At 56.6% G+C, this 18,775-nt stretch carries 21 protein-coding genes; 6 read left to right on the top strand and 15 right to left on the bottom strand.

Annotated elements, in window-relative coordinates; genetic code table 11:
- Positions 1–83: 83 nt before the first annotated feature.
- The 7 genes from AC6ROY_RS20765 to AC6ROY_RS20735 form a co-directional block, all read right to left on the bottom strand.
- Complete coding sequence (locus AC6ROY_RS20765) at positions 84–842, bottom strand: hypothetical protein (protein WP_500102512.1); 759 nt, start codon at positions 840–842, stop codon at positions 84–86.
- Between the two features lie 152 nt (positions 843–994).
- Positions 995–1,645: a thiamine phosphate synthase gene (gene thiE / locus AC6ROY_RS20760; RefSeq protein WP_500102511.1), complete on the bottom strand. Its 651-nt coding sequence runs from the start codon at positions 1,643–1,645 to the stop codon at positions 995–997.
- 1 nt (position 1,646) lies between these two features.
- Positions 1,647–2,075 carry a CoA-binding protein gene (locus AC6ROY_RS20755; RefSeq protein ID WP_500102510.1) on the bottom strand — a complete coding sequence of 143 codons (429 nt, stop codon included), beginning with the start codon at positions 2,073–2,075 and terminating at the stop codon, positions 1,647–1,649.
- Positions 2,076–2,190: 115 nt separating this feature from the next.
- Entirely contained in the window at positions 2,191–3,039 is an 849-nt protein-coding gene (locus AC6ROY_RS20750; protein WP_500102509.1) for a C39 family peptidase, read from the bottom strand.
- 48 nt (positions 3,040–3,087) lie between these two features.
- The gene (aroA, locus tag AC6ROY_RS20745) at positions 3,088–4,383 is read right to left on the bottom strand and encodes a 3-phosphoshikimate 1-carboxyvinyltransferase (protein ID WP_500102508.1); all 1,296 of its coding nucleotides are present in this window, start codon (positions 4,381–4,383) and stop codon (positions 3,088–3,090) included.
- Between the two features lie 79 nt (positions 4,384–4,462).
- Positions 4,463–4,831 carry a fluoride efflux transporter CrcB gene (gene crcB, locus AC6ROY_RS20740; RefSeq protein WP_500102507.1) on the bottom strand — a complete coding sequence of 123 codons (369 nt, stop codon included), beginning with the start codon at positions 4,829–4,831 and terminating at the stop codon, positions 4,463–4,465.
- On the bottom strand, positions 4,828–5,214 hold the full coding sequence (locus AC6ROY_RS20735; protein ID WP_500102506.1) for a fluoride efflux transporter FluC: 387 nt from the start codon (positions 5,212–5,214) through the stop codon (positions 4,828–4,830). Before AC6ROY_RS20735 ends, crcB begins: the two co-directional genes overlap by 4 nt.
- A gap of 83 nt (positions 5,215–5,297) precedes the next feature.
- Here AC6ROY_RS20735 and AC6ROY_RS20730 point away from each other — a divergent pair, with 83 nt between their 5' ends.
- Entirely contained in the window at positions 5,298–5,591 is a 294-nt protein-coding gene (locus tag AC6ROY_RS20730; protein ID WP_500102505.1) for a rhodanese-like domain-containing protein, read from the top strand.
- Positions 5,592–5,602: 11 nt separating this feature from the next.
- Here AC6ROY_RS20730 and AC6ROY_RS20725 read toward each other — a convergent pair whose 3' ends face one another.
- Positions 5,603–6,121 (bottom strand): shikimate kinase, encoded by a 519-nt coding sequence (locus tag AC6ROY_RS20725; protein ID WP_500102504.1) that lies wholly within the window; start codon positions 6,119–6,121, stop codon positions 5,603–5,605.
- A gap of 194 nt (positions 6,122–6,315) precedes the next feature.
- Here AC6ROY_RS20725 and AC6ROY_RS20720 point away from each other — a divergent pair, with 194 nt between their 5' ends.
- A complete protein-coding gene (locus AC6ROY_RS20720; protein WP_500102503.1) occupies positions 6,316–6,666 on the top strand; it encodes a hypothetical protein in 351 nt (116 codons plus the stop codon).
- Here AC6ROY_RS20720 and gnd read toward each other — a convergent pair.
- From gnd to AC6ROY_RS20685, 7 genes are all read right to left on the bottom strand, one after another.
- On the bottom strand, positions 6,663–8,078 hold the full coding sequence (gnd, locus tag AC6ROY_RS20715; RefSeq protein WP_500102502.1) for an NADP-dependent phosphogluconate dehydrogenase: 1,416 nt from the start codon (positions 8,076–8,078) through the stop codon (positions 6,663–6,665). The two genes, AC6ROY_RS20720 and gnd, sit on opposite strands and share 4 nt — an antisense overlap.
- A gap of 154 nt (positions 8,079–8,232) precedes the next feature.
- Positions 8,233–9,000: an SDR family oxidoreductase gene (locus tag AC6ROY_RS20710; protein WP_500102521.1), complete on the bottom strand. Its 768-nt coding sequence runs from the start codon at positions 8,998–9,000 to the stop codon at positions 8,233–8,235.
- Between the two features lie 39 nt (positions 9,001–9,039).
- Positions 9,040–10,584 carry a gluconokinase gene (locus AC6ROY_RS20705; protein ID WP_500102501.1) on the bottom strand — a complete coding sequence of 515 codons (1,545 nt, stop codon included), beginning with the start codon at positions 10,582–10,584 and terminating at the stop codon, positions 9,040–9,042.
- 14 nt (positions 10,585–10,598) lie between these two features.
- Positions 10,599–11,867, bottom strand: coding sequence for a nickel pincer cofactor-dependent isomerase, group 22 (locus AC6ROY_RS20700; RefSeq protein WP_500102500.1), 1,269 nt, complete (start codon positions 11,865–11,867; stop codon positions 10,599–10,601).
- A gap of 4 nt (positions 11,868–11,871) precedes the next feature.
- Positions 11,872–12,891 carry a LacI family DNA-binding transcriptional regulator gene (locus AC6ROY_RS20695; protein ID WP_500102499.1) on the bottom strand — a complete coding sequence of 340 codons (1,020 nt, stop codon included), beginning with the start codon at positions 12,889–12,891 and terminating at the stop codon, positions 11,872–11,874.
- 127 nt (positions 12,892–13,018) lie between these two features.
- On the bottom strand, positions 13,019–13,615 hold the full coding sequence (locus AC6ROY_RS20690) for a YkzI domain-containing protein (protein WP_500102498.1): 597 nt from the start codon (positions 13,613–13,615) through the stop codon (positions 13,019–13,021).
- Positions 13,616–14,083: 468 nt separating this feature from the next.
- Complete coding sequence (locus AC6ROY_RS20685; protein ID WP_500102497.1) at positions 14,084–15,001, bottom strand: stalk domain-containing protein; 918 nt, start codon at positions 14,999–15,001, stop codon at positions 14,084–14,086.
- A gap of 163 nt (positions 15,002–15,164) precedes the next feature.
- On the opposite strand from AC6ROY_RS20685, the gene AC6ROY_RS20680 reads away from it, so the two are divergent.
- The 4 genes from AC6ROY_RS20680 to AC6ROY_RS20665 all read left to right on the top strand — a co-directional run bounded on the left by AC6ROY_RS20680 (position 15,165) and on the right by AC6ROY_RS20665 (position 18,627).
- Positions 15,165–16,004 (top strand): ABC transporter ATP-binding protein, encoded by an 840-nt coding sequence (locus AC6ROY_RS20680; protein WP_500102496.1) that lies wholly within the window; start codon positions 15,165–15,167, stop codon positions 16,002–16,004.
- Positions 15,937–16,704 carry an ABC transporter permease gene (locus AC6ROY_RS20675; protein WP_500102495.1) on the top strand — a complete coding sequence of 256 codons (768 nt, stop codon included), beginning with the start codon at positions 15,937–15,939 and terminating at the stop codon, positions 16,702–16,704. Before AC6ROY_RS20680 ends, AC6ROY_RS20675 begins: the two co-directional genes overlap by 68 nt.
- A gap of 42 nt (positions 16,705–16,746) precedes the next feature.
- The gene (locus AC6ROY_RS20670; RefSeq protein ID WP_500102494.1) at positions 16,747–17,814 is read left to right on the top strand and encodes an ABC transporter substrate-binding protein; all 1,068 of its coding nucleotides are present in this window, start codon (positions 16,747–16,749) and stop codon (positions 17,812–17,814) included.
- Between the two features lie 189 nt (positions 17,815–18,003).
- Entirely contained in the window at positions 18,004–18,627 is a 624-nt protein-coding gene (locus AC6ROY_RS20665; protein WP_500102493.1) for a YktB family protein, read from the top strand.
- Positions 18,628–18,775: the final 148 nt, after the last annotated feature.

Genomic DNA, 18,775 nt, shown 5'->3' with positions numbered 1-18,775 from the left:
AAAGGTATGGGGCTGGAATGCGCGCCTGAGAATGGGCAAAAGCGAGCCTCTCGGCTCGCTTCTGCTGTCGGTTCAAACCGCTGCTAGAACTGATATTTGTTCGCGTAACCCGCCCCGAATTGACTTTGGGCCGGCTGTGTCGAGTCCGAACGAAGGTAAGCGTCATGACCCGGCTGGTTGCCGCGATAGCTCGCCGTATGATACGCTTGCGGGCTTTGATATTGGCTTTGCGCTTGCGTGTACGATGGCGTGAAGCTTTGTTGCTGGCTGTAGCTCGCTTGGTAGGATTGTGGGATATAGCTTCCATACGAGCCGATTTGGGCCTGGCTTTGAGCCGGTTGCGTGGAATCCGAACGCAGATAAGCGTCATGGCCCGGCTGATCGCCACGGTAGCTCGCCGTGTGGTACGATTGAACGCTCGGGTACGACGCTGTATACGGCTGATTGGCCGTCACTGCCTGGTTTTGAAAACCGATGCCGGAGGAAGCCTGGTACGCATGACTGCTCGCGTAATTAGAGATGCCTGTCCCGTATTGGCTTTGGGCCGGTTGGCTGGAATCGGAACGCAAGTAAGCGTCATGGCCCGGCTGGTCGCCACGATAGTTCGCCGTGTGGAAAGATTGCGGGCTTTGGAACGATTGAGCTTGGGAGAAGTTTTGCGCTTGCTGATTCATTTGATTCGCCATCGGTATAAATGAAGCAGGGGCGCTCGGCTGGAGCGACTGGTTATACTGCGATTGCACATAACCGATCGGCTGATATCTTGTGTCCATCCCGCGATATTGGGAATTGACAAAGGAAGCCTGGTTCTGGAAGTTATTCGACATCGAATTGTTGTACATGCAAAAATCCTCCTCGCGCTCAATAAAAAGTCTTCCGCAGCCGCCGCAGCGGGCGCCCGTCCGGAAGCCTTTTTTATTGTCGTCAAGGAGGATCTGTTTTATGACTTCTATGATTTTCCAGCCTGCCTATCCGGCAAGCTATGGCCGTAAGCTTACTTTTGCTGCAGCGGCCGAATAACTTCCAGCAAAGCGGCAGCGGCAGCTTGCGGATCGGCTTGCCGGGTAATGGCGGACACGACAGCAACGCCGTCAGCGCCGGCCGCGATCACCGGAGCGGCATTGGCCGTCTGAATGCCGCCGATGCCGACAAGCGGCAGCTGCGGCCAGCGCGCCTTCAGCTCGCTGATCAGCGCTGTGCCGACCGGCGCGCCTGCATCGTCCTTTGTCAGCGTAGCGTAAATCGGGCCGACCCCGACATAATCCGCTTGCTGGGCAACCGCCCATTCCGCTTCTTCCATATTGCCGGCCGACACGCCGATCAGCGCGTCCGGTCCAAGCAGCTTCCGCGCCTCCAGCGCCGGCAGATCGTCCTGACCGACATGCACGCCATCCGCCTCCAGCAGCACGGCCAGATCGACGCGGTCATTGACGATAAACGGCACCCCGCGCTCGCGGCATGCGGCCCGGATTGCGCGGCCGGTCTCCAGCACCTGCCGCAGCGGCGCCTTTTTCTCGCGCAGCTGCAGCATCGTAACGCCGCCGTCCAGCGCGGCCTGGGCGATTTGCAGCGAGGTTCGGCCGTCGTAAGAAGTGATGTCTATGACGAGATACAAAGAGAGGGATTGCGGGCGTATCGCGGTCACCTTACTTCCCCCCGGGCAGCAGGATGGAATCCTCGACCTTGATGCAGCGGTCCATAATAACCTCCAGCCCGCCCTGCGCGGCAATCGCCGCAGCCTCGTCATTCACGACGCCGAGCTGCAACCACAGCACCTTGGCGCCGATCTCGACAGCTTCCTCGGCAACCGGTACGACCTGCTCGCTGCGGCGAAATACGTTGACAATATCAACTTTGCCCGGAATATCCTTGAGACTGGCATAGCAGGTTTCACCCAGAATCGTACCGGTAACCATCGGATTAACCGGAATAATACGGTAGCCCTTGGCTTGCATCGCCTCCGACACCATATAAGAGGTGCGGTCCGGCTTGTCTGACAGCCCGACAACCGCAATTTGCTGACTTTCCACCAGCAATTGCTTGATCCGGTCGCGTGAAGGATTTTCAAATGCCATAGAGGGTTTACGCTCCTTTGCTCCGCCCGTCCGCATCAGACAGACGGTCCTGTATAGTCTTGCTTGCTTAGCCTTGCTGATCCGCACCGGTCTTACTCATTGCTTGCTCAACTCATTAGCCGTTTGTGTAGCTGATGGCCTGCTTGCCCATCGCGTCCCACGTTGCTTTAAACTGCTGCTTGTCGATGCGCTTCTGGCTTTGGCCGGACAACGGATCATTGACATACACATAGCTGTCATCGAAGCCGACAAGCAATACCGCATGCTCCATAAACGTTGTCTGAATCGGGCCGAGCGGACTGTCCCACGTCACCCACTTGTCCGGCACCTGGTAGTCAATCGTCGTCCAGACAACCGAAGGGATACCGGCCCTTAACTGATCCTCCAGCTTTTCGAACGGCTCGCGCGTCAAATCTACAGCGGTCGGCACATGGGACTGCAGCTGCTCGAATAAAGCCGTGTGGTAGATGCCGAAGCCTTTGGCCTTCCCGGAAGGCTCGCCGACAAATCCGGAATTCGGATTGCCCCAGTACGCGATTGACCCATCCTTGTTATAGCGAATCGGCGTCGTATCCCGCTTCATCTCGGCAGCCAGCTCCATTTTGTTTTTGTCCAGGCCGCGGAACTGCAGCAGCATCGTCAAGCTTGTCACTTCACAACCGGATGGAAGCTCGGGCAGTTGGCGAACAATCGGCGCTGTCAGCATCACGCTGGCTGCCTTAGGAGCTGGCTGAGGCTGCTCGGCAGGCAGGGGCGGCGGCGCGGCGGCGGCTTCCGGCTTGTCCGGAGCCGTTGCTTCGGACCGGCTGCCGGGCTCAAGCGCATGCACAGCCGGCTGCATCCAATTCTCTTGTCCGGTAACTTTGGCATACAGCAGAACCGCAAAAACACTGCTGGCAAACAGCAAGCCGCCTACGAGGAAAAACCCGAACGTAACCTGGAGGCCTTTCCAAAGTATGGTCACGTTTGTCACCGCCCTTGTCGCATACTCAACTCTAGATGATGTAACGACTTACTCCTCTACCAGCTCAATTTGCGCGCCAAGCGACAGCAAATGATCGAAATATTGCGGATACGACTTGGCGACATGGTGCGCATCGTTAATAACAAGACCTTTCTCCGAACGAAGGCCGACGATGGTCAGCGCCATAATAACCCGGTGGTCGTAATGCGCGTTGATCTCAACACCGCCCGTTACGCCTTGAGGACGGCCATGGACGATAATTTCGCTTTGCCGCTCCTCAACGTCAGCCCCCGCTTTGCGCAGCTCGTTCAAGTAGTCGGTAATGCGATCGCATTCCTTGTACCGCAGGTTTTCCACATTGTAGAACCGCGAGGTCCCCTCGGCAAATACAGCCGCCGCTACCATCGCCAGCACGCCGTCTGTAAAGTGATCGCCGTCGAATTCTCCGGCCTTCAGCGTCTGGTTGCCCTTTACATGGACAATGTCCTGCTCATGCGTCAAGTTGACGCCCATCGCGCGCAGCACATCCACAACAGCCCGCTCGCCCTGACGGCTTTGCTCCGCGAGCCGCAGCACCTTCACATCCGAGTGGGTGACCGCCGCCGCCGCCAAAATCGCCGCCGACCCCGGATAGTCGCCCTGAACCGTATAGCTTTGCGGCTTGTACTGCTGGCGGCCCGGAATACGGTAAAACATCAAGTCGTCCGAAGCTTCGATCGTAATTCCCGCTTGCGCGATGACTTCCAGCGTCTGACCGACAATAATTTTTGATTTCAGGTCATGCAGCACCGTAATTTCAGTATCCTCCTGCAGCAGCGGCGCGACAAACAGCAGCGAGCTCAGAAACTGGGAGCTGATGTTGCCCGACACCGTCAGCTTGCCGCCATGCGGCTGCCCGCCGCGGATCGTGATCGGCAGCTTGCCTTCGCGGTGCTCGACTTGGACGCCCATCTGACGCAGCGAGTCGATCAAGTCGTCATGCGGACGTTTGCCCAGCGAGTCCGGGTATTTGTTGATAAAGGTAACCTCCGGCAAAAAAGCCGCTACCGACATCAAAAAGCGCAGCACCGCGCCTGCGTTGCCCACATTTAACTCGCTGACCGCCTTCGGATGGCTGCCGAAGCCGCGAATGACCATTTTCTCTTCATCTTCTTCGATGACGGCGCCCAAATCACGGATACAGCGGCGCATCGCATCGCTGTCCTCGCTGTGGGCCGGGTAATACACCGTGCTTGTCCCATCGGCCAATGCGCCGATCAGCAAATAGCGGGTCGTGTAGTTTTTTGACGACAAGGCGTTAATTGTACCTTCCAGGCGGGGCGTTGGTTTGACAATAGCTTTCATCCGTATGTATTCGCTCCTTCAATTAAATATGGTTTTGGATCGTTGCAGCATTTTTTGTCCAGTAGCGTTACAGCGCATGTTACAGCGCATAACCGAGTGCTGCCAGCAGCAGACCCAGCGTATACGACAAGCCGAGGTACAGCCAGGCGCTTCGTCCGTTTCCCTCTCGAAACAGCAAGTCGCTTTCCAGCTTGAGCGTGGAAAACGTCGTGAAGGCGCCGAGAAACCCCGTACCCAGCAGCAAAGCCAGATCGGCGGTTGGCCGCTGTCCCCAGAGCAAGCCGATCAGAAAGCAGCCAAGTACGTTGACGGTCAGCGTGCCGTACGGAATGCGGGAAGCAGGGAATCGCGCGGCGATCGCCCGGCCAAGCCAGTAACGCGATACAGCTCCGGAAAATCCGCCGGCTGCCACCCATAACATCTGCATCATGATTAGATTCGACATCATTCCGCATTTCCCCTTTTCGCCAGCCGAAAAATGATCCTGCTGCCCAGACGAACAAATAACAGCCCGCCCCAGAAGCTCGCTGACGCATACACGAAAGCCTGCATGTAAAGCTGCGCCTGCAGCAGCTGAAGCAGCTCCCAGCTTAAAGTTGAAAAAGTCGTATAGGCGCCGACAAATCCCGTAGTCACCGCTGCCCGCAGCTGCGGATATCGGGCCAGCCGCGGCCAATACGCGAGCAAGCCGAGCAGGAAGCAGCCTGTCCAGTTCGTGAGCAGCGTTCCCCACGGCAAATAGGCCGCCTCGATGCCATTTAGCCAGACGGACAAGCCGAAACGCCCCAGTGCTCCGGCCACACCCGCTATTCCAATGTACAGCCAGGTCATTGACGCGCCCTCCCGTTCCTAGGTATGATGGGAGAAATCGGTCTCCAGGCCGTTATTCCCTTAACCAAGGAGGATTTTTGTTTATGCAAACCATTACCCCGGCTGAAGTCAAGCAGCGCCTGGCGAGCGGTGAACAGCTGCATATCATTGATGTCCGCGAAGACGAGGAAGTAGCCCAAGGCATCATTCCCGGCGCGGTTCATATTCCGCTGATGCAAATTCCGGAGCGCATCGCCGACATTCCGCAGGACAGCGAGACGATTCTCGTCTGCCGCAGCGGCAACCGCAGCGGACGCGCGCTGGACTATCTGGAAGCGCAAGGCTTTACCCAGTTAAAAAATATGACCGGCGGCATGCTGGCCTGGGAGCAGCTTTAAGCTTTAATTGACTAGGCTGAGCAAGCTTGCTCCCACGCGCGCCTGATTTCATCTGCAATCTCGGCCACGCTTCGCCCGTCCGTCACGATCTTCAAGTCGGCGAAGTCGTAGGCATGCTTGCGGCTCGCCAGGATCGTTCTGACGCGCTCCTCCACGTTCCCCTGGAGCAACGGCCGGTTCTGATCCTCGCTTACACGTCGGATAATCGTCTCCGCCTCGGCCGCAAGCGCCACGACCAAGCCGCCTTCCTGCATCGCAGCCCGGTTGGCAGCGGCCAGCACAGCGCCGCCTCCGGTCGCGATCACTTGTCCTTCCCGCTGCATCAGCTCTGCAATAGCGGCCGACTCAGCCTGCCGGAACACCGGCTCTCCGTGCCGATCAAATAACTCCTTGATGCTCATCCCTTGCTGCCGCTCAACAACGCTATCGGAATCTGTAAACGAAAACCCGAGACGGTCCGCCAGCTCGACGCCAACCGTCGATTTTCCTGTACCCATCATCCCAATCAAGACAATATTACGCTTGCCCAACGTGTCACACCCCGCTTTTTGTTTCCGCTTCCCTCTTGTTTCTTGTTGTCTGCAAACTGCTCCTATCATATCACAGCGGGCCAAACGTGAATAGAAAGGCGCTCAAAAACATAAGCTGGATGTAAATCCCAACGTTTCACAAGCTGTGCCCGGCCCTGCCGGCCGTCTGATCTTATTTTGAAGGGAGCTCTCCTATGCCGCAAAGCGCTGCATCCTCCGCCTCCAGCCCGACCTCCGGTCTTCAGCTGACCGAACAACGACTTGAGCAAATTTTGGACCCGGACCGGCCGCTATATAAGGAGGACATTGTATGGATACTCGAATATATTAAAAAAAAGGTGGCTGAGCAAGATCCCCAATTTCTGGATCTTCCCCAGCCACGGCTGCTGCAAAACTTCCGTTACTTTGCTGAAATTGCGCTGTTGCTCATCCAGCCGCGCAACGGCTTCGACCTGGAGGCCGACCGGCTGAAAAGCTGGCTGCGCGAAGCGTCATACGGCTTGCGCGACCAGCCCGGCAGACGGGAAGAACCAAGCCGCTTTTAATTTTCTTGCATCCACTGGTAGTGGAACGTGCCTTCTTTGTCCAAACGCTTGAACGTGTGGGCGCCGAAGTAGTCGCGCTGCGCCTGCAGCAGGTTCGCTGGCAGCCGCTCCGTGCGGTAGCTGTCGTAGTACGCGAGTGCGGAAGCGAACGCCGGAACCGGAATACCGCGCGAGATCGCTGCCGATACAACAGATCTCCAGGCATCCTGGTAGTTCGTGATGATCGCTTTGAAGTAATCGTCGAGCAGCAGGTTGCGCAGCTCAGGGTTACGGTCATACGCATCCTTGATGTTTTGCAGGAAGCGGGCGCGGATAATGCAGCCTCCGCGGAAGATCATCGCGATGTTGCCGTACTCCAGATCCCAGCCATACTCTTCGCTGGCTGCGCGCATTTGTGCGAAGCCTTGTGCATAGGAGCAAATTTTGCTCGCGTACAGCGCCTTGCGCACAGCTTCGATAAACTCGGCGCGATCGCCGTCAAACGGCTTCGCTTCCGGTCCGCCAAGCACCTTGCTTGCTGCAACGCGCTCTTCCTTCATTGCGGACAAGAAACGCGAGAAGACGGATTCCGTGATAATCGAAAGCGGAACGCCCAGATCGAGCGCGCTTTGGCTTGTCCACTTGCCAGTACCTTTTTGACCGGCCGAGTCGAGGATCACATCAACCATTGGCTTGCCGGTTTCTTCGTCATATTTGGTGAAAATATCCGTTGTAATTTCAATCAGGTAGCTATCCAGCTCGCCGCGGTTCCAGTCGGCGAAAATTTCGTGCAGCTCCTGTGTGCTGACGCCAAGCACGTCCTTGAGCAGTTGATAAGCTTCGCAGATCAGCTGCATGTCGCCGTATTCGATGCCGTTATGCACCATCTTTACGTAATGGCCAGCGCCATCCGGTCCGATGTAGGTGCAGCAAGCGTCGTCGCCGACTTTGGCGGAAATCGCCGTCAGAATTGGAGCAACCAGCTCGTAAGCGTCCTTTTGTCCGCCCGGCATGATCGAAGGGCCTTTCAATGCGCCTTCTTCACCGCCGGAAACGCCTGTGCCGATGAAGCGGATGCCGTGACTTTCCAGCTCCTTGTTGCGGCGCTGTGTATCAGGGAAGTAGGCGTTGCCGCCGTCGATAATGATATCGCCCTTGTCCAGATGCGGGACAAGCTGGTTGATCGTATCGTCAGTCGCGAAGCCCGCCTGCACCATGATCAAAATTTTGCGCGGAACTTCCAGCGACGCTACAAACTCCTCGATGCTGTATGTACCGACAAGCTGCTTGCCCTTGGCTTCTTCAAGCAGGACATCTGTTTTTTCCCGGGAACGGTTGAACACGGACACCGTGAAGCCGCGGCTTTCGATGTTCAGTGCCAGATTTTTACCCATAACCGCCAGACCGATAACGCCGATTTGCTGTTTGGACATTTGGTTTTCTCTTCCTTCCTGATAAGCACATATTTATAAACCCCTGCAAGCTGCAGCCCACACAAGACACAAGCGTGAGCCGCGCAGCAGGATTGCTTTAGAACTCATTATCAGTCATTCTCAATACAATTTCAAGACCCCGTTCACAGCCCGACTAGATCGTCATCGCCCCGAAGCCGCCGTCAACGCGCAGCAGCGAGCCTGTAACGAAGCCGGAAGCTTTGTCGGAAGCCAGATAAATCGCTGCGCCCTGCAGCTCCTCCGCTTCGCCGAACCGGTTCATCGGCGTATGCTTCATGATGGACTCTGTGCGCTCAGGGGACAAAATCTTGCGGTTTTGCTCAGCCGGGAAAAAGCCCGGAATAATGGCATTGACACGGACGCCTGCCGGCGCAAACTCTTTTGCCAAAAATTTCGTAACGCTGTTGACGGCTGCCTTGGACGCGGAATACGTGAATACGCGCGACAACGGCGGCTCGGAGGAAACGGAGGAAATGTTGATGATGCTGCCGCCTTGACCGCTATCGACCATATGCTTCCCGAACGTTTGGCAAGCCAGCACGACGCTTTTCAGGTTAACGTCCATGATCGAATCCCATTCTTCCATCTGCAGGTCAAAAAACGGCGTTACGCTGTTTTTGCCCGGGCAGTTCATCAGCACGTCGCAACGTCCTGTCCACGCCAGCACTTCGCTCAGCACCCGCTGCAGGTCTTCTACGCTCGTCGCATCCGCTTCAAAGCAGCGCGCCCGGCCGCCAGCCGCCTCAACGGCTGCCGCCACTTCACGCGCCTTCTCCTGGTTGCGGCCGACAATCGCCACATCGGCGCCGTGGCCGCCCAATCCGACCGCCATCGCACCGCCAAGCGTGCTGTTGCCCCCGATTACTACTGCCGTCTTGCCTGTCAGATCAAATAAATTCATCGCCATTTTCTTCTGTTCCTCCTCGATAACTCGCTTAAATTAGCCTAATGTATGCTTCTGCTGAAAAGCCGCGATTGCGTCAAACTCGCCCTTCAGCTGATGGTAGACACGGCTGTAAATGGATGTCAGCTCACTGTACACCTCGCCGACTGAAGCATTCGCCTGCAGCGTATGGTGAACCTTGACCCATTCGTGCGCGCCGGACAAATCGGCAATTTCGCCCGTAGCAAGCAAGCCGAGCATGGCTGCGCCTGCGCCGGACGCTTCGATCGTATCGGGCACGGCCACAGGGCTGCCCAGTACGTCCGCCATCATCTGCAGCCATACGCCTGAGCGGGCAAAGCCGCCGGATGCGCGAATTTCCCGCGTCGGACCGCTCAGCTCCTCCAGCGCCTCGACTACGGAGTGAATCCGGTACATCACGCCCTCCAGCACCGCGCGGATCATATGCGGCTTCTGGTGGTACAAGGACAAGCCGAAGAAGACGCCGCGCGCGTTGGCGTTCCAGTACGGCGCACGCTCGCCCGCCAGCAGCGGCAGGAAGATCAGTCCGCCGGAGCCGGGCTCAACCTCCGCAGCCAGCTTGGTCAAGTAGTCGTACGGGTCCAGGCCAAGACGACGGCCCTCCTCCGCTTCGGCAGTCGCCAGCTGATCGCGTACCCAGCGGAACATAATGCCGCCGTTGTTGATCGCGCCGCCGACTACCCAGAAATCCTCCTTGAGCGCGTAGCAAAACAGCCGCCCCTTCGGATCGGTGATCGGCTCGCGGACGACGCCGCGCACCGCGCCGCTTGTGCCGATGGTGACTGCATAGACGCCCGGCTCAAACGCCGCTGCGCCCAGATTGGCCAGCACGCCGTCCGATGCGCCGACAACGAAGGCGGTGTCCGGCGCAAGTCCGAGCGATGCCGCCTCATCCGGCCGCAGCCCTTGTACGATATGCGTCGTCGGCACCGGACGCGACAGCTGGTCGCGGCGTACGCCGCACGCGGCCAGCGCGCCTACATCCCAATCGAGCTGACGCAGGTTGAACAAACCCGTGCAGCTTGCGATCGAGTGGTCAATGATGCACTCGCCGAACAGACGGGCGAATATATATTCCTTGATGCCGATAAACTTGAAGGCCGAAGCAAACAGGTCCGGACGATTATCGCGGAACCACATCAGCTTGAGCAGCGGGCTCATCGGATGAATCGGCGTGCCCGTCCGCATATAAATCTCGTGGCCTGCGCCGCCCTCCCGGAGCGTCTTCACATAGCCGACGCTGCGGTTGTCCGCCCAGGTGATGCATGCCGTCAGCGGCTGGAACGCCTCGTCAATAGCGATCAAACTGTGCATCGCCGAGCTGAACGAAACGCACAGCACTTCGTCAGGCTGCACGGCGCCCTGCGCGACAACGGCCCGAATCCCCGTCAGCACCGCCTGGTAAATTTCCTCCGGGTCCTGCTCCGCAATATCCGGCCGCGGCGTGTGCAGCGGGTACTCGACCGCATGCGAGGCCAAAATGCGCCCGTCCCGGTGGAACAGCAGCGTTTTCGCGCTGGTTGTTCCGATATCTGCGGCAATGATATATGGCTTATGCACGTTGTTGCGCTCCTTTATCTCAGGTTTCCTTCGGCATTAAAGGGAAGCTCATACGGCTCGGTCAAAATTTCAATATCCGCATGCTGCTTCGCTTCCTCCAGCAAATTGACGGAAATTTCGATTTCGCCCAGGTGAAGCGTATCCTGAATCCGCACCAGGCGGCATTTCGTATAGTCCAAAATATTGCACGTTTTCACCGCTGCTTTGATCGCGTAGAAATCATTTTCCAGCGTCGTCGCAATTTTCGTCGGCGCACACACCGTCGAGGTCAGCCCGTTCGCATAAGTGGCGGCCAGGTCGGTTTTGTCCACAAGCCGCTGCGTTGTGAAATCGGCGGTGCCCACGCCATTGGCATTCCCCTTCGTTTCATACGTCAGGTCAAGCACAACCATCTTGGACACATCCGGTCCGCCATGGGCGTAAGGCGTCGGATAACGGCCCGTGATGTTCGGGTCCATCCCGTCGCCGCTGATGTTTTTGCCGATATAGTCGATAACCAGCACGTCAATCTGATCGAACAATATTTTCGGCAGCCGGGCTTTCGCCATCTCCAGCAGCACAACCTCGCGCTCCTCGATCTGCTCGGCTGGCAGCACCTCGACCAGGCAAGTTTCGTCATAGGCGTTTTCAACCAACGCGATCCCGAACAAAATAGGCAGCTTGTCAATCATAATGCGGGCCATGGCCGGCACATTTTCAGCCATATATTTGAAGCTGAGCTGATGACACGCCTCCGCGCCCTTCTGCTTGCCGAGTCCGATGGAAATCATTTTCATGATGCCGCTCTCGATCGGCCCGCGGAACGCCGTATGCGGCTTGACGCGGTTGATGACGATGATCGCATCCGCTTCCGAAGCATACTTGTCCACGTAGACCGGCAGCCCATTGGCCAGCTGGTCGATTTGGACGACTTCCATCGAAGACAGAATCGGCGCGCCCATCGCTTCCTCCGTCACGCCCAGATGATGCAGCACTTCCTTCTGTCCCTCGGCCGTTGCGCCGCCGTGGCTGCCCATGCAAGGAACGATAAACGGCTCGCCGCCGGCCTGCTTGATCGCTTCGATGGTGACGCGCGTGAAATCCGCGATGTTCGCTACGCCGCGGCTGCCGACCGCAACTGCAACGCGCTGACCCGGCTTGACCCGCTCAATCGCGCCCGGCTTCGCCAGCTCCCGCTTCAAGTCCTCTGCCGGGTTATCCAGCTTCGTGCCGTCGAACTTCTGTCTGATCCGCACCATTTGCGGAATCGGTATGTCCTGAAGCAGCGTTCTCAATACGCTCATCGTGTCATTCTCCTTCGGATATCGATTTCACGGACTCGCGGATCACAAGCTCCGTGTGAAACATTTGCTCAACGTGCTTGGTTTGCACAAGCTTCTTCTCGATAAAGGCGACCAGTTTCTCTGCTCCGGCCCGGCTCATCTCCTCGATCGGCCTCCGGACGGTCGTCAGCGCCGGTGTAATAAACGCCGAGTACAAGGTGTCGTCAAACCCGGCGACGGACATATCATCCGGCACGCGCAACCCCTGCTCGGTCGCCGCCTTCACCGCGCCCAGCGCCATATCGTCGCTGCTGCAGAAGACGGCAGTCGGCCTGTTCGGCAGCAGCAGCATCCGCTTCATCGCGGCGTAGCCGCTCTCGAAGTCATACTCGCCGCGCAGGCACAACTCGTCCTCCGGCTGAATGCCGGCGGCACGAAGCGCGTCCAGGTAGCCGGCCTTGCGGGCATCGGACGACTTGAAGCCCTGCTTCCCCTCGATGATCGCGATCCGCCGATGGCCGCACTGCAGCAAATATTCCGTCATCCGGCAGGCGCCGTTCTGATCGTCAGGAACAAGGTTCCAGACTCCCTCCAGCCCAATCTGCCGGTTCAGCACGATCAGCGGGATGTTCCGCTGTGCGGCATATTCGATAAAGGGCTGATCCGCCGCGCTTTGGCTCATGACAATGATGCCGTCGAAGCTTTTGCGATTGATCGCGTGGTAGCTCTTGTAATCATCAATGCCCTTGACGATCAAATTGTACCCGTCCTTGATCACGTCATTCACCCCGCGCAGCGCCGCATACAGAAAGCCGGACGAAGTGCCCTGGTGCAGCGTGGTGAAAAACAGCCCCAGGTTGTACGAGCGGTCAAGCACCAAGCTTCTCGCGCTGTAATTCGGCGTGTAGTTCAGGCTGCCCGCGATGGACTTGATACGCTCTCTGGTCTCCGGATTGATCAGCGGACTGTCGTTCAGGGCCCGTGAGACGGTCGTATGAGAAACGCCGGCCATGCGGGCGATATCCTTGATCGTCACGTCGCTCATGAAACCACCTCTCCCCTTCATCATATCACGTACTGCACACGTTAACAATCATCACTTTTTAAATGCGAAAGGCCTCCCCCGTCAGAACAAGTCTGCTCCCGGGAAGGCCTAACGATTCAAGCTCTGGTTACATCTCAAGCAATAACATTTCATGCCGCAGCTCCTTCAGCTTCTCTGTGCAGGCTACAATTTTCGGCTGATCTCCTTCCCCAAGCGCTTCGTGCAGAACGGCCAGCTCGTAATCCAACTCCAGCCGCAGCACCGGAATCCGTTCATCCGGGCGCTTGGAGCGAAATGCCTGCATCATCTCTTCCAACGTGACAGCCGGTTGTTTTTGGAATAACACCTTATGCTCCACCCCCGAAATTTCTACCATCCGGATGATTTCACCAAACATAATGTTTTCGATTAAAATCTGGCGGTCCTTGAACCGCTTCACAACCGCATGTCCGCGAGTGTCCCCGATCATCTTCTCCATCAGCTCCGCCAGCTTCTCGTCCTTGAAGGAATAGTTGCCGACAATTTTGTACCGGTCGCCGATCCGTTGAAATTTCAGCTTGACGAGCTTGCGTCCGGTACGGATGGAAACGATGAATTGCTGCTCATTTTCGTTCCAGTACAGGGAGTATCCTTCCTGAATAAGCGTTTTGATGAAGTTACGGATTAGCCGACGGTCAAATCGTAACTCAAGGTTGCAATACTCAACTTCATGACTTTTGCTCACGGCAATCCCCTCCCTCAAGGTATATCGGTGTAGACAGGCTGCATCCCTTGCTGCGGTAGCTGCAACAGGTGTAAAACGGTGATCGAATGAATTTTCTGACTATTCAGTTTCTTGATACTATCTTATTATGAATCATATGTTTTAGCAACTTGGATTATTGACTTTTTTTCGGCAACCGGCACCTATTTTTTTGCCTGCCTGGCTGCATGTTAGCGTTCTCAATCCGCGCCAGTCCGCATATCTTCTCTGAACCACCCCCCCTGTGCCGCCAGCCTGCGCCGCCAATCACGAGCGGCCGGGACAAGCCGCGCCGGCAAGCCGAAGAGCCCGGCTGCTGCCCCTGCCAGGCTCTGATTGAGCTGTTTGTAAAGCCACTTATTCACCGACGGTCGGCGGCCCATGACGCGGCGGACGGACCTGGCGAATGCGCCTCTGCTCGGGGCTCCCCCTGCGGACAGACGTTCCCTCCTACTTGTCGTCGGGATGCTCCCGCTTCTGCGCTTCGATCTCCAGATCGGTCGTATTTTGGATATTGACCACGTAGGAGTCCGGGTTCTGCCAATCCTGCGTGACGACCAGCCGCGCCACTTTATAGCGGATGATCGGCGACACATACACCTTCAGCATTCTGACGGTTTCCAGATAAAGCAGATCGTACGTATTTTCTTTATCCGGGACCTTCTGCGCCATCACAGGCTTGATCGTGTATTCCGCATCGCCGTATGTCGCCTTCTCCATCCCCTTGATATGCTTGCGTAAAATATCAAGCTTCTTCGGATGCGTTTCGTCAGCGATAATGTAGGCCTCATACCCCGCTGCGTACACCTGAGCCGGCGTCTGACGCCAGCGTCTCTGCAATTCGTTCTCATTAATGAACACCTCGTTAGTGAGACGCTCCTTTGCCTTGGTCAGCCCGTCCGTATCGACGCCCATTCGCTTCACGTCAGCTTCCCGGTAATAACGTCCGTAGCTGCCGACCTTGACGCTGGACGTAATCAGCACGGGATAATCCGCGCCCAAATAAGTGACCATCGTTGAGAACGCGTTGTTCAACTCAATCGTCTCGTAGGACTGATTCGGCGTTTCCTGACGCTGCTCGGTATTGACTCTTGTGTTAATATAAATTTGCTTCGTCTCGCCCTTCCAGTACACGCTGGAGCCGAGCCGCTGTGATATTTCCTTCATTGGCAAATAACTCGTGTCGTTATACACCAGCACCGGGCTATCCATCCGAACCGCCTCGCCGTCAATGACCACCTGAAAATCCGGACGCAGGTAAGCGTCCACCCGCTGCAGCACATCCTGGGCGTACACGCCGGCGGCGAATGCCCCGCTAATGACGCAGCCTGCCAGCAGCACGCGTTGATAACGTTTGATACGGCTCATCCCTTTCTGTGGTAAAATCTACTATTGCAAACTATTCGACAAAATCGCCCAATTTCCTGCCTAAAAATCAAGTTGACATTTTATTGAATTCCTATAGAATTAGTTTGAAAATAATCCAGGTTTCTCCCCGCCAGAACGACGGTATTATAAAGGAGTGATTGCGTTGATCGAAATCAGCAACGTCAGCAAAACGTTCCAGCAACGGGGCTCAGCCCCTTATACAGCGATCAAGAACGTCTCGCTTACCATTGGCAAGGGCGAATTCGTCTCCCTGCTAGGCCCATCCGGCTGCGGCAAATCCACCCTGCTTAATCTGGTAGCAGGACTTGAGAAAGCGGAGCAAGGCAGCATTACCGTTAACGGCAAGCCGTGCGGCGGACCCGGTCCGGACCGGGTCGTTGTGTTTCAGGAGCATGCCTTGTTTCCGTGGCTCACGGTGCTTGAGAATGTGGCGTTCGGGCTCAAGCAGAAAGGCGTCGGCAAAGCGGAGCGCGAGCAAATAGCGAAGGAGCATATCAAGGCGGTCCACTTGAGCAAATTTACCGACCGCTATCCGCATGAGCTGTCCGGCGGGATGAAGCAGCGGGCGGCGATTGCCCGCGCGCTGGCGATGGATTCGGACATTTTGCTTATGGATGAGCCATTTGCTGCGCTGGATGAACAAACCCGGCTTATTTTACATAAAGACCTGGAGGAAATCTGGCTCAAGACACGCAAAACCATTTTGTTTATTACCCATAATATTCGGGAAGCCGTCATCTTGTCCGATCGGGTGCTGGTCATGTCCACACGTCCCGGCAGCATCAAAAAGGAGTTCGCCGTCCAGGCGGCGCGTCCGCGCAACCAGGCCGATCCGGTGCTGCATCATGTTGAAGCGCATATTATGGAGGCGCTCGCCGACGAGCTGGAGAAAGTAGTGAGGGAGGAAACCGGCGATGAGTACAGCATTAAGAAGAACGATCTTTCTGATTCTGCTTCTGGTGGCTTGGGAGGCGGGATTTAGACTATTCGACTGGGGCTGGAAATTCCCTTCGGCTCTGCAAACGTTCCAGGCGTTTTATGACGGCATGGTCCACGGACAGCTGCTGGAGGCTTCGCTGCAAAGTATTCGGCGACTGCTGCTTTCCTTCCTTATTGCGATTGCCGTAGGTACGATTCTCGGCTTTTTATTTGCTCGTTACCGTCTGATCGACGATACGATAGGGTTTCTGGTCGTGGCGCTGCAAACGATTCCCAGTATCGCCTGGCTGCCTTTCGCCATTATCTGGTTCGGCATGAATGACTTCTCCGTTATTTTCATCACAACGCTCGGCGCGACCTGGACGATGGCTATGTCGAGCCGCACCGGGATCAAAAACATTCCGGCCATTTATACGAAGGCGGCGCTGACGCTGGGCACCGGCAACGGCTTCCGGATGTTCTACCAGATCATGGTTCCTGCGGCCTTCCCGCATATGATGACAGGGGTTCGCGTCGCCTGGGCATTCGCCTGGCGCGCGCTGGTAGCCGGCGAGCTGATCGCCAAAGGCGTCGGACTCGGACAATTGCTGCAGGACGGGCGAAACCTCGCCGATACGGCGCTGATGCTTTGCATCGTGATCATTATCGCTGTGCTCGGCACGATTTCCGACCACTTCTGCTTCAAGCGTCTGGAGGATAAATTGCTTGTGCGTTACGGGCTCGCAGGCCCATCCAAAGCTTAGGCTTATGCAACAGCAGTTCATTTAAAAAGGAGCAGAGAACACATGAAGAAAAAATGGTCAACTGTACTTGCAATCGTACTGGGCGCTTCCCTGACCTTGACCGCTTGCGGCAGCAAATCAGAGCCTGCGCCGCAAGGCGGCGCAGCGACGGGCGGAGAGAAGGCGGCCGCGGCGCCGTCGACAGTCCGCATCGGCATTTTCAAAAACGTCACGCACGCAGCCGGCTACATCGCGCTGGAGCAGGGCTTGTTCCAAAAGCAATGGGGCGACAACGTGAAAATCGAAGTTCAGGCGTTCGACAACGGCTCCGACTTCTCCACCGCCATTGCGACCGACCAGATTGACATCGGTTATGTCGGACCCGGTCCGGCAACGAACCAGTTTCTGAAAAGCAAAAACTTCCGCATCATCTCCGGCTCCAACAACGGCGGCGCCGTGCTTGTCGCAGGCAAAGATTCGGGCATCAATTCACCGAAGGATCTCGTCGGCAAAACGGTCGCGATCCCGACCAAAGGCAGCACAAACGAAATTTCGCTGCGCCTGCTGCTCAAGGAAAACGGCCTGAACGTAACAACGGACAAAGCCGGCGTACAAATTATCGCTCGCGCTCCTGCGGACACGCTGATCGCTATGCGCCAGAAAGAAATCGACGCTACCCTTATTCCGGAGCCGTGGGGTACCCAAATGGAGCAGGAAGGCATCGGTAAAGTGATCGTGCCTTGGGATCAAATACCGCCTAACAAAGGCAACTATCCGCTGACGCTTCTTGTTGCCAGCGACAAGTTCCTCAAGGAGCACCGCGAAACCGCCAAGCAAGCGGTGAAAGCGAATGCGGACGCCATTGAATTCATTAAGGCCAACCCGGACAAATCCTATGAGCTGATTAACAACCGTCTTAAAGCGCTGAGCGGCAAAGGCATGGATCTGGCGCTGATCAAAGCGGCACTGAGCCATTTGAACCTGACTTCCGATGTGAGTAAGGAAGCGGTCGAGGAAATGGCGAAGGTTTCTATCGACGCCGGCTACATCAAGGATGTCAAAAAAGAATCGCTCGACCTGGGCCCATTCCTTGATCTGACGCTGCTCGACGAAGTGAAAGCCAAGAAATAGGAATGAAGCCAAGTGTGCGGAAAGTGCCCGGCTGCCGATGGCCGCCGGGCACTTTTTTGGGCATCTGATAGGTGCGCAGCGTGTGAGCCTGCGTCCCGAGCTCGCCTTAACTCACCGGAACTCGCTGCATCGTGTCAGCCACACCCTCGTGTGCTATAGTAGAGCAAGAGACAGATGAGGAGGAACTGTATGACATTCCATGGATTTACTGAGCACGAATTTGCTACCTTTCAAATTGAAGGGCTTGACGGGCGGATGGAAGCGATTCGCAGCCGTATTCAGCCCAGGTTCAGGGAGCTGAGCGAGGATCTGCTGCAGGAGCTGTCCGTGCAGGCCGGCGAGGAGCTGTTCCTGCATATCGCCCAGCACGCGCGCCGCAAGGTCAACGCCCCTGTCGATACGTGGATGGCCTTTGCAGGCAACAAACGCGGCTACAAGCAGCATCCCCACTTTCAGATCGGCCTGTTCGACGATCATGTGTTTATTTGGCTCGCGTTGATCTATGAGCTGCCTAATAAAGAAAACATCGCCTCCGCTTATCTAGAGCGGCTGGAGGAGCTGCTCGCGCTTCCCGGCGAGCTCGTCTTGTCGTTTGATCATATGAAGAAAGATCATGTCACACTGAGCGAGCTGGGCCGGGAAGGCTTGACGCAAGCGCTGGAACGGTTTCGCGATGTGAAGAAGGTTGAATTTTTAATCGGCCGCACCGTTGCAGCCACCGATTCCGCGCGGCTGGAGGGCGGCGCGTTCGTGCAGCTTGCCAAGCAAACCTTCGAGGAGCTGCTTCCTTTGTATCAGATGGCCAAGCTGTAGGTTTGCCCGAGCAGCTGAGCGGCCCGGTGCAGAACATCCTCCGGCTTTTAAGCAAAAATTTAGACAGGACTCAGGTTAAATTAACGTTCCTTTAAGCCTGCTTGACTATGCTACAGATGGTTAGCCAATAACCGGATCTTACCATAGA

It is taken from the genome of Paenibacillus sp. sg306046, from assembly GCF_059821225.1.
This window is presented reverse-complemented; position numbering and strand designations above follow the sequence as displayed.